Source organism: Cohaesibacter marisflavi, assembly GCF_900115225.1.
In the GTDB taxonomy this organism is placed as follows: domain Bacteria; phylum Pseudomonadota; class Alphaproteobacteria; order Rhizobiales; family Cohaesibacteraceae; genus Cohaesibacter; species Cohaesibacter marisflavi.
The window spans coordinates 1-10,284 of sequence record NZ_FOVR01000030.1; the positions used below are offsets into that span (position 1 = coordinate 1).

Annotated in this window: 9 protein-coding genes; all 9 read right to left on the reverse strand. The window is 47.7% G+C overall.

Features of this window, described 5'->3' with window-relative positions; genetic code table 11:
* Positions 1 to 367 precede the first annotated feature (367 nt).
* On the reverse strand, positions 368 to 730 hold the full coding sequence (locus BM258_RS23860) for a hypothetical protein (protein ID WP_139229383.1): 363 nt from the start codon (positions 728 to 730) through the stop codon (positions 368 to 370).
* A gap of 431 nt (positions 731 to 1,161) precedes the next feature.
* Positions 1,162 to 3,378, reverse strand: coding sequence for a DEAD/DEAH box helicase (locus BM258_RS23865; protein ID WP_090075746.1), 2,217 nt, complete (start codon positions 3,376 to 3,378; stop codon positions 1,162 to 1,164).
* Positions 3,375 to 4,241 carry a hypothetical protein gene (locus BM258_RS23870; protein ID WP_090075747.1) on the reverse strand — a complete coding sequence of 289 codons (867 nt, stop codon included), beginning with the start codon at positions 4,239 to 4,241 and terminating at the stop codon, positions 3,375 to 3,377. Before BM258_RS23870 ends, BM258_RS23865 begins: the two co-directional genes overlap by 4 nt.
* A 639-nt stretch (positions 4,242 to 4,880) precedes the next feature.
* On the reverse strand, positions 4,881 to 6,065 hold the full coding sequence (locus tag BM258_RS23875) for an IS91 family transposase (RefSeq protein WP_090075748.1): 1,185 nt from the start codon (positions 6,063 to 6,065) through the stop codon (positions 4,881 to 4,883).
* Positions 6,066 to 6,092: 27 nt separating this feature from the next.
* Positions 6,093 to 6,980, reverse strand: coding sequence for a tyrosine-type recombinase/integrase (locus BM258_RS23880; RefSeq protein ID WP_090075749.1), 888 nt, complete (start codon positions 6,978 to 6,980; stop codon positions 6,093 to 6,095).
* Between the two features lie 1,314 nt (positions 6,981 to 8,294).
* The gene (locus BM258_RS23895) at positions 8,295 to 8,543 is read right to left on the reverse strand and encodes a hypothetical protein (protein ID WP_090075752.1); all 249 of its coding nucleotides are present in this window, start codon (positions 8,541 to 8,543) and stop codon (positions 8,295 to 8,297) included.
* Positions 8,540 to 9,214 carry an N-acetylmuramoyl-L-alanine amidase gene (locus BM258_RS23900; RefSeq protein WP_090075753.1) on the reverse strand — a complete coding sequence of 225 codons (675 nt, stop codon included), beginning with the start codon at positions 9,212 to 9,214 and terminating at the stop codon, positions 8,540 to 8,542. Before BM258_RS23900 ends, BM258_RS23895 begins: the two co-directional genes overlap by 4 nt.
* A gap of 111 nt (positions 9,215 to 9,325) precedes the next feature.
* The gene (locus tag BM258_RS23905) at positions 9,326 to 9,799 is read right to left on the reverse strand and encodes a hypothetical protein (protein WP_090075754.1); all 474 of its coding nucleotides are present in this window, start codon (positions 9,797 to 9,799) and stop codon (positions 9,326 to 9,328) included.
* Positions 9,796 to 10,284, reverse strand: a 489-nt coding sequence (locus BM258_RS24665; protein WP_210186874.1) for a hypothetical protein, incomplete at its 5' end; no start/stop codon positions are given. The genes BM258_RS23905 and BM258_RS24665, both read right to left, overlap by 4 nt.

The following is a 10,284-nucleotide window of genomic DNA, read 5'->3' on the forward strand; positions in this document are numbered from 1 at the left end:
ACGATGAATGGAACAACAAAACTGGCTGCCTGAACAGATAATCAGATCCACCTTATTCAGGCTAAAATTTGGTCGAAATAGCAGGACCATGTATTAGATGACCCAATAGTCCAAAACAGTCGGGTGGATTATTGATAGACACACTCACGCCTATTTTCTGCGAGAAATTCAATATTCAGCAGGCCAATGTAGTGCAAATTGTAGTGCATTGCGTAGTGCAATTTTCAAAATATCGTATCAAACCAAATAGTGAAGCCGCATTGAAGCAATGTGTAGCGTTCCGACAGTTGCAACTGCAGCTCTGCGGACGGAGCGCCATTTCGCTGCGGTTGCACCAATGGCTGCTTCGGCAGGAGATGAGACAGCACTACAGGCAAGCCCCGCCGTATTTGGAATTAAGTCCACTAACGGAACCACCTTCCGCTTGCCAATAAATTCTCCAACTCAGCAGGCAAGGAAACTTGCTCTTCTCGAAGATCGCAAAGTTGTTTTCGGTATCAACGGAAAACCCTTGCTCACTCAGACCAGCTGTGAGCTCTTCAACCGCTAAAGGTAAAGGATATGCAGCGAATACTCGCTCGCGAAACTCCTCATCAGCCGCTGCAAAATCACTCGGCAGCCCTCTAGCAATTTGGGGAGGTCTTGGGAGCGGCGGAAACAGAAAGAGATATCCTCCCAATAATATCAATGCCCAAAGTGTTCCGCCCCAAAGGAAAATTTTTCTTAGCATTTTGGCTCCCATTACCTTTGACTACCCAGATCTATAACAGGTTTTAAAAGTTCTTGCAGCATTCGTCACTATGGGCTCGAACCGGACTGGTGCGGCGCACCAGTAATAGGAAACAGTCATCTAGGCGCGTGATTTGCAATCGCGGCCCAAAGCGGTCATTCGACAGCCATCATCTGGGGTAAGTTTACTTCCCCAATGCTGTCGTTCGATCAAAGAGCTGCATTTTTATGGATCAGGTGGCCGGAGGACGGATTGTGTGGATGGCTCCTGCACCATCGGCGTCGAAATTCGCCATACTGCAGTTGTCATATGTTGCTCGAGAGGAGCCACCCCATGCAAGTTACAAACACATGGCCCGAATTTCTGGGACCAGCTCTCCATACCAGCCTAAAAAATAGTTCTATACATATTTTCAAGACTAATTGTCGAAATTAAATATCAAATTCAGTTCTCACTAGAGTACCATTAGCTAAAGCTGAGTTTAAGATTCTAGATGGACCGCCCCGGTCATAGCAACAACTAAGCACTAATTTTTTCGATGCGCGACTTGCCCCAAGATAGGTCGAAGAAATAAATCGCCTTTGTCGATTAATTAGTTCATCGTCAGATAGATCTAACTGATCAACATGCATAATAAAAACACTATCAAATTGAAGTCCAGCAACGTACTCTGGCATACTAAAAACCGGTTTCTTGATGTTGCTTTTAATCGCAATAAATTCATCCCTACCAGTAACAGGTGCATACTTGTCTTGGGTGCGACCTGCTCTAATATAAGTATCGAAAAGTTCTGGATTTAAACACAATACCGCTACATTGCGTCCACCTATCAAGTTCGCTGCGTGCAGAGCTTGTCGGAATGTTTCATCTACAAGCTGAATCTGACTTCCGTAACATCTTAGTTCAGGAGTAGCGCCTGTTTCAGTTTGAGCAGAACCACTATATCCCCCCCATTCCTCAGCTAGATCAAGCGGTGGAAAAGCAGAATCTAAATCCTGCAAGAATGCTGCAATTTCTGGAGTAGATCTAAATACTTTCGTTAGCTCTAGCCCCTGAGTTTCACCAATCTCCACTTTTTTAAAGAAGTTGGCGATATTTAGATCCCGAGTACTCTGCTTGAAATCATATGCCATAAAAAGCGGAGGCTTATCATTGTTGAAAGCTTCGGGTTGAAAAAGTGGCCTAAAAGACATTCTCTCTGAAGAGTTGAAATAGTGAAATTCGTCGACATAAATAGCATCAAATCCTTCACTTCTCGGGTCTTCCCGAGAATACTTTTGTGAAAACTGCCACTCATTTGATCTAATGTGGTTGTTAAAATCTGCAATCATCTGATCCATACTGAGTGTGTTCATATCCCTCAGAAGATCTGTGTATTTTGCATGTATTTCCAGAACTGCCCGTCTATCTTCAATTTTATCAAGCATCATCTGATAGTTGTATCGTCTACCGTTGACATAGGATTCTGCCTCAGGTGTTCCTTTTTTAATTCGATCAGCATCAATTGTACTTGAAAACTCATTGGAAATATCGATTACAAAGTCATCAATGTTTTCTGACTTAAATCTATCGGAAAAATATTTCGAGCATTTTGGCAGAATAGATGTCTTAAATCTTAAATCTTTCTTTAAATACCTGATTGCTTCCTTTATGAAGTCAATTTGTAGCGACATACCCTCTCTGCCATCGAGAGAAAGAGGTACTATTGCCTTATTCTGATAGCCTAGCTTCTCCTGGGCTAACTCATAGAGAGACCCAATCCACAGTTCGCCTTTGCTTATATCTTTCCAGTTGTCTGAAGGATCCAAAACGCTAAACATATCAGTCACAACATGCCTCGCGAGTTCCTGACTATGAGTGATAAAGGCAAACTTCGGATATATTCCTTCATCTATTTTTTTAAAGAAATCATTTAGACATTTTATTGCGAGAGCAACTGTTTTGCCTGAGCCTGCAGGCCCCTTCAAACGAACAGGAGCGTCCAATGGTCGGTTTACAAAAGCCAATTGCTCCCCTGTTAGCTTATTTTGTAGCCATTCTTGAAGTGTTTCATTTCCAAAATGCATAAACGATGAAGGGCTCAAAAGGACTATTCCCGTATTTTCATCAAGAACATCAGTGTTCTCGAGAGACGGAGCCTCCAATGCATCGAGTAGCGAATTAGTAAAATTTCTAAATTTTTTTATCTTTAGATCAGTCTGAGAAAACTTCGACATTTGGTCTAGTTTAGAATATGCATAAATGACATTGTCATATTCATCTGGAAAGGTGTTAAAATAATATCGGCTTCCCTGACCTTTGGCCGCAGTCATTGAATAAATAGAGATGAAGTGACCTTCTTTAAAAGCCCCCCACTTTGCGTTAATTCTTATATTTGTTCCCAGCTCTGACAACGCGACAGTCACTAAACGATCGAACCCACTATTTTTATCTTCACTATCCGAAAATATTTCCAAATTAATTACCAAAAATTTTGAATCAATGTCCGAATTCTTAGAAATAATATAAATTACATCTCCAACAACAACTCTCTTCAAATCTTTTTTTGACGACGGAATTATGAAGTTTTCAAACCAGCTATCCTCAACTACTGAGGAAGAAAGCATATTAAGGGACGATATATCAAGAACAAGGAGTGAATATTTCATTTTAAAAATTCCTTCACAGCACTCTCAGAAGCTAGATCAACCATAATTTTTCTATCTACTTCAAAATTCTCTTCCATTCCGATGCGAGAAAAAAGTAAAGCAGCATTTTGAGCGATGGAAAATCTTAAATAGTCGGAAAATCTTCCAATTCTTATTAGCCTCGGAAAAGTGGCTCCAATTTTTTTAGCGTTATAAGCGGATGCGAATACTTGACTACAGTCGATCGACTTAATTTCGCGCAAATGAATAATAAACCCCGCACTATCAACTTCGGGTAGTTCAGGAACAAAAATGAATTCGTCCCCCATACTCTTAAGGATATGATTGCAAATTTCTTTTTTTATCTTATCTTCGTTTTTTCCGTTGGATAAATGAACATCAAGGATGCGCCTCCAATTATTGTTTGAGTATTTACGTGCACTAGAGTCGGTCAATATAGAAAACGTTCTTAAATATTTATCTAAGTCACCTTTTTTCTTATTATTCGATTCAAAGCACCCACAAATTCCTTCTATTCCTTCATCAGAAATCCATTCTTGAAGAGATTCTTCAGTTAATTCAAAAGCCTCTTTTTCGTCTCCAATTAAATACTTGAATGTATTTATTACATTTTTCATATTTTCTGATTTTAAGATCTCAATTTTTTTAGGAGAGTAGTATTTCTCAATGTATTCATTGAATGAATAAATTGGAAGGTAAGTTAAATGCGACCCAAATTTTTCTTGAACGATGTCGCAATCTTTGGTTAGCAACACTGCCCACTTTTCGTGTTCTTCATTAGTCGATTGAATTGAAAAAATATCACCTTGCCGAACTAAATCATCCGGTCCGATTTCTTGAAGGTAACCAATTGAATGACGCATTTAGAGACCTGCAGCTTTGTTATATGCAGATAGGGGGGAAACTCGAGAATATAGTAGCCAAAGAAAGATCTTAACAGCTTGCTTCGGAGGAAGGCACTATCTGCAATTGAGTCAAAGTCCAACTTACGATTGCACCAATGCCAAGATCAAGGTATTTACCTTCTTTTGTAACAATTGAAACATAAATCCCCAGTTATTCCCGAGGTTGATATAAGCTCATATTCACCTCAACCTTGATATTCGACACATGACCGCTTTTGCCGAGAATACTTGCGATCTTGCTCGTACGGCGAACGACCGCAATCCTGAAGGTTTTTCGATGCGCGCCATGGCATGAGTTTTCTGCAGGCACATATGGCGCGCGTTGACAAACCTCGGAAGGGCGAAGCCGAGAGGGTCTTGGTGTGATCTATGGGGAAAGCGTTTTGAAGGTTGGTACGATTGTGCGGCAAGGCAGATAGTCGGGCGGTTGACTCATTCTCACCCAGCCGCCTGAGGCTGGCCAAATCATCGAGCTTGATGTTGCGTTCTGTCGTGACAAGCCGCTTGAGACCAGATTTTCGAATTTGGCCGCAAGGTATCCTGTCCGGCATAACTGAAGCCGCCGGTTCTGTTTGGACCAGATGTGCAAGATATCTCTCATGCGGCCTGTTCCCTTGGAGGTGCCCGGGATAGAGGCTTCTGACCTCGCCGGAAGATCTCGATAATCCGCATGGGGCCACCGCAACAGGGACATGGTTCTCGCAGGGTTAGCGGGCTGACCTCTACAGCCAGTTCCTCTTTGTGATCTTCCAGCTGATGCTCAACTCCCAGCATTGTGCGGATCTTCGCAATATTGGCTTTGCGATTGGCGCTGGCCAAGAACCCGTAATGCCGGATCCGATGGAAGCCTGCAGGCAGAACATGGAGCAGGAAGCGACGGATGAACTCGGGCGTCACCAACTGCATGATCTTTTGTCGATCACCCGATTTGATGCGGTAATCCTTCCAGCGGAAGGTCACTATGCTGGCATCCGCACTGATCAGTCGGTTATTGGAGATTGCCACCCGATGGGTGTATCGGCTGAGATAGGCCAACACAGCTTCAGGACCGCCAAAGGGAGGCTTGGCATAGACCACCCATTCGGTCCTGCGGAATGGGTGGAGCCAAGCGGCAAACGCCTCTGGCTCTGACAAACTCGCAAGATCTCCGAAGAGGGCAAGCTTGCCGGTCTTCTGCAGATCCAACAGGCCTTCCAGAAACAGCCGTCGGAATAGCCGGGACAGCACCCGCACATGCAGGAAAAAGCCGGGTTTGCAGGAAACCCATTTTGTGCCATCCGCTGACAGGCCTCCGCCGGGTACGATCATATGGATGTGGGGATGATGCGTGAGGGCCGATCCCCATGTGTGCAGAACTGCAGTCATGCCCACCCTGGCACCCATGCGTTTGGGATCAGCGGCGATGGTCATCACCGTTTGTGCAGATGCCCTGAACAACAGTCCGTAGAGTGTCCTCTTGTTCCAGTAGGCAAGTTGGGCAATCTCAGCTGGCAGGGTAAAGACGAGATGGAAATACTCGACTGGCAACAGATCTTCAGCTCTTGCTGCCATCCAGTCTCGGGCGGCGGGACCCTGACACTTCGGGCAATGGCGGTTCTTGCAGGAATTATAGGCGATGTGCTGGTGGCCACACTTGGTACAGCCTGCCACATGCCCGCCAAGCGCCTCCGTTCGGCAGGCTTCTATTGCCGACATCACCTTGAGTTGGTCAAGGCTTATATGTCCCTTGTTGGCTTGTCGCCAGGCCGGGCCGTATCGACGGAAAATATCGGCTATCTCCAGCTTTGGCCGATCTACAGTATCAGAACCCTACTCTTCTTCTCGTCGGAGGGCTTTCTGCTGCAACAGCCTGACCTGTTCGTAGGGGCTGACTGTACTCTGGATGGTCTTGGTTGCCACCTGCGTATAGCGTGCTGTCGTTGACAGCTTAGCGTGGCCGAGCAGGACTTGAATTACCCGGACATCTGTATTTGCCTCCAGAAGATGGGTGGCGAAGCTGTGGCGCAAAGCATGTAGGGTGGCGGCCTTTTTGATACCCGCCATGTGTTTGGCCGATGTGAAGGCACGATTCAGTTGTCGAGGTGACAAGGGATTGATCTTCGGTTTACCCGGAAACAGCCATCCTTCCGGGCGGGACTCACGCCAATAGTTGCGCAACAAATCGAGAAGGCTTGGTGAAAGCATGGCATTGCGATCACGCCCACCTTTGCCCTGATCTACATGGATCAACATCCGTTCACTGTCGATGTCACAAACCTTGAGATTGCAAACTTCTGCCGCCCGAAGTCCAGCACCATAGCTGATCCCCAATGCGGCACGATACTTGAGGCCTGGGCCAGGAGCAGAGGTTAGGATGGCAGCCACTTCTTCGGCGCTGAGAACAATTGGCAGTTTGCGCGCCTTACGGTGAAATTGCATATACCGCTTCATCTCTTCACACCCGCACGTGACACTGAAAAAGAAACGAAGCGAGATTATACGCACGTTGAACGTGCTTGCGGATACGCCATCCTCTGTCATCCGTAGCTGATATGCACGAAGCTCCTCTGGTGTGGCCGTATCAGGTGGGCGCCCGAGAAATGCGGCGAAATGCTTCACATTGCGAATATGAGCCTTCTGGGTTTTGATCCCAAGCCCTCGAATGTTCATGTCCTCGATCATGCGCTGACGTAATGGCGTCGTCTTCTGATCTGTCATGGAAACCTCCTGTCTGACGATGGATACGATCCTTATCGTCAACCCAGGAGGGCAAATCTCAAGACATCATGATGTAGGATACCGGACGCGCCGCACGGCATTGCCGCGGAGCGGCTTAGTCCTCCCGCCCTTTTCAATCTTCGAAAGAACAACGAAGCCCTCTTCCCTGGGTTCCCGGATCTCCCCTCTATTCACACTCGTCCACCAATTCTCGTTAACCACCAAAACACAATGCGCCAGAAATCATCCACCTCCCAACGGCCTCGTGGATGCGTAGATTCAAGTGCATTGAATTGTCGCTCGTACAAATCGTTGTTTATATGAGCTTATCTATTTTGTTGTCTCATCCTCCCCCCCTAAAACAAAGGAGGATTAGAAGTGAAAAACAAAATAAAAACCGAACAAGCGCATTCGAAGATCTTGAGAGAAATCATGCACTTCTGTGAAGGGATAGAGACGGCTAATAATACGGTCTACATTTCTACAGAGATACCTACAACGCTTTACAAGAAAGCAAAATCTCTGATCGGAGACCTGTGATTTCTGTCAACTGGACGGACAAAAGAAGAGCATGAGACAACCAATAAAAAAGGTTGCATTCTATGTTCTCTCACAATCAAAAATTAAGATATAAGGATTGGGTTGCACTCTTAAACTCAAGTCCTGACTTCAGGGTAGAAGTCTTCCTTCTAACCCAAATGCTCCAGCAAAGCCTTGAGAAGGTCGTAGCCCTAAAAGATGGGGGCCTTGCCATTCCTCTGAGGATTAGCCCAGAGCTAGCCAGTGTTTTAGAGTGCCCCCCAACCCTTGATCTAGAGCCAGAATTGATCGAGCCAGAAGAAGATTGCGAAATAGCGCTAATCTGAGAGTGTGTCTCGCCTTGAGCGTTCTCTCCATTCCCGTACTTTTACCAACAGATCCAACACGTTCCTTGCCAACAGCACGCAGGCCGTCAATACAGTGATGACCAACAGTAGATGCTGCAATCCCGGCTCAATCCAGTGCTGCCACCAGTCCACTAACCAGGCTCCACCAACAACGCTCACGGTGGGAAGCTCATTTCTGTTGATCACATGCCTTCTCCGCTCTTTTGGCAAATCTGTTCATCGTGTTGGAGCATATGGAGCGCCCTGGTCTCCAAGGCGCTCCAAGGCCGCACCAGCGAAGCGGCATTACGGCTTGTTTCGATTTCACTTTCCGCCCCATCCGCAATCCAGACCATTTTTGTTATGTTCAAGAATTTGTTGCACCAGACTATCAGAGATAATCTGGGCATCTTGCTTTGTCGGATGGATCGCCTTCCACCCATCGCACTTACCGGCTCCAGCCGTCTGACAGGCGGCGACGGCGCTCAGCAGCAGACATGCGAGCAATAGTCTCATCGCTTTTCATCCTTCTTCTGAGGCGATTGAGAGCCTCCTGTGTTTGTTTGGCTTTCTCTGCCTCTTTGCCCTTGGCATAAAAACGCGCGGCAAAGAGCGACAGGGAAGCGATGATCAGCAGAGCAGCGGAAATCCACCGCCCTACCTTCGAGCCTGCCAGCCAGGCAATCAGCTGGATCAAGAGATCATTTCCTTCAGGCTTGGCCGTCCCGCATCATCCCAACGGGCATAGAGCGCCAGAAGCGCCCCAGCGACCACCAGAAGACCGATGATGATCGGGATGACTCCGCCAACCGAAAGGGTCTGAAGACCGTTTTGCACACCCGCAATTGCATCCTGAGCAGCTTCTACTGTGGCCCCTGCTCCGGCTGCGGCTGCTACAGTCGTTCCCGCTACCGTGCGCGACTTGATGAGGCGGGCCGGATCTTTGGATGGCATGCCGCTGGCAATCCAGTGATATTCACCTGTTGCGTCAAAACACGGGCAGGCTTTGGCGGCATAATCCCGATGCCCTGAGATTTTCCGGATGCCATAGTCACGCACGGCTTCTTGAGAGAGACGGATCATGGTTGCCTTCTGGGCGTCGGTGCGCGTGTCCTTGGGATTGCCGCTTGCATCAAGCCCCCCAACATAGACATAGCCGATGGTGCTCCGATTATGCCCTTTGACATGAGCGCCCATGGTCGCGATTGGGCGGCCATCAGATACAGAGCCATCGAGATGGATCACCTTGTGATAGCCGATCCCGTTCCAGCCGCGCTGGCGGTGCCAGCGGTCAATCTCAGCAACAGAAACTTCCCGCCCTTCGGGTGTGGCTGTGCAATGCCAGATCAGTTCATTGAGTTTGCGCATTCTCTTTCTCCATAAAAATGGCCAGCCCGAATGGGCCAGCCAATAAAAAAGCCACCTTGCGGTAGCTGAGGTCATTTCAAACGATTAGTCGGGGGATCCCACGTCGGGCTTCTATAGCGTCTGCGCTGTTCGCCACATGGTGTCCATTTCACCTTCAGAGATGCCCAGGGCGAGCCTCAGCTGTTCGATCAGAGGGTTGCCCGGATCATATTGCGTGGCATAGCCCCACTCTATGAGTGCTTCCTCTCGGGCTTGCTGGTCTTCGATAGCCTCAAGAGCAGGTTCGACCAGGACCAGATAGTCATTGCGGCTCAAGACCAGTCGGAGCTGTCGGGGGGTAAGAGGGAACAATTCCTCTTCGATAATCTCTGAAGGTGTCGGCGGGTCAATCTCCATGACGCCTGAAGCGATAAAGTCTCGCACCGCGTCATAGACCGGGCTGGTTTGCTGCGATCCGTCCCGATAAACGAAATCACACCTAATCTGGCCTGCCCCGAAATCCTGAGTGGTATCGGCAATTATAGCTTTGCCATCAGATGCATATTTGAGCCCGTGAATTTCTAGTAGCTTTGCTGCAATCATCATGAAATCCTCTGCATGAGCGCCCCGGTGAAGTCACCGATGGGACCTGTTCGGCCTCGACATACCCATGTTCCTGTCAGCATCAGCCAACTGGAGCCTCCTCCTCCACGCGTGTAAACAATGAGGCTACCTCCTGCCGCGTCAGCATAAACCGGTGTCGCGTGATTGGGCGATGGCAAATATACGGGGCCGTTAGTCCCATAGGGGCTGCAACACAAAAGGGTACCGATGGGATAATCAACATTGGTTCCGTCGTTCCCTGTGTACATGGGAGGGGCAATGTCGTTGAGGTCAGTCTTTAGAGCAAACGCGCTTGCGTGCTTCCCGTCCAGCTTGTCACTGTCTGCGGCCTTTGCTCCCTTGCGCAGATACCGGTTATCTGAGGTGGATTTGTTGTAGTAGTCATCGAGGCTAGTTGCCGTTGCAAAATAGCTTGGCAAATGGCCACCAAGCTTTGCAGCGTTGGCTGCAGTGGCGCTCTTGCCCAG

Excerpts from the sequence above, each read along its gene's own strand:
- BM258_RS23860 (WP_139229383.1), bottom strand. The coding sequence starts at position 730 with ATGCTAAGAAAAATTTTCCTTTGGGGCGGAACACTTTGGGCATTGATA.
- BM258_RS23865 (WP_090075746.1), bottom strand. The coding sequence starts at position 3,378 with ATGAAATATTCACTCCTTGTTCTTGATATATCGTCCCTTAATATGCTT.
- BM258_RS23870 (WP_090075747.1), bottom strand. The coding sequence starts at position 4,241 with ATGCGTCATTCAATTGGTTACCTTCAAGAAATCGGACCGGATGATTTA.
- BM258_RS23880 (WP_090075749.1), bottom strand. The coding sequence starts at position 6,980 with ATGACAGATCAGAAGACGACGCCATTACGTCAGCGCATGATCGAGGAC.
- BM258_RS23900 (WP_090075753.1), bottom strand. The coding sequence starts at position 9,214 with ATGCGCAAACTCAATGAACTGATCTGGCATTGCACAGCCACACCCGAA.
- BM258_RS23905 (WP_090075754.1), bottom strand. The coding sequence starts at position 9,799 with ATGATGATTGCAGCAAAGCTACTAGAAATTCACGGGCTCAAATATGCA.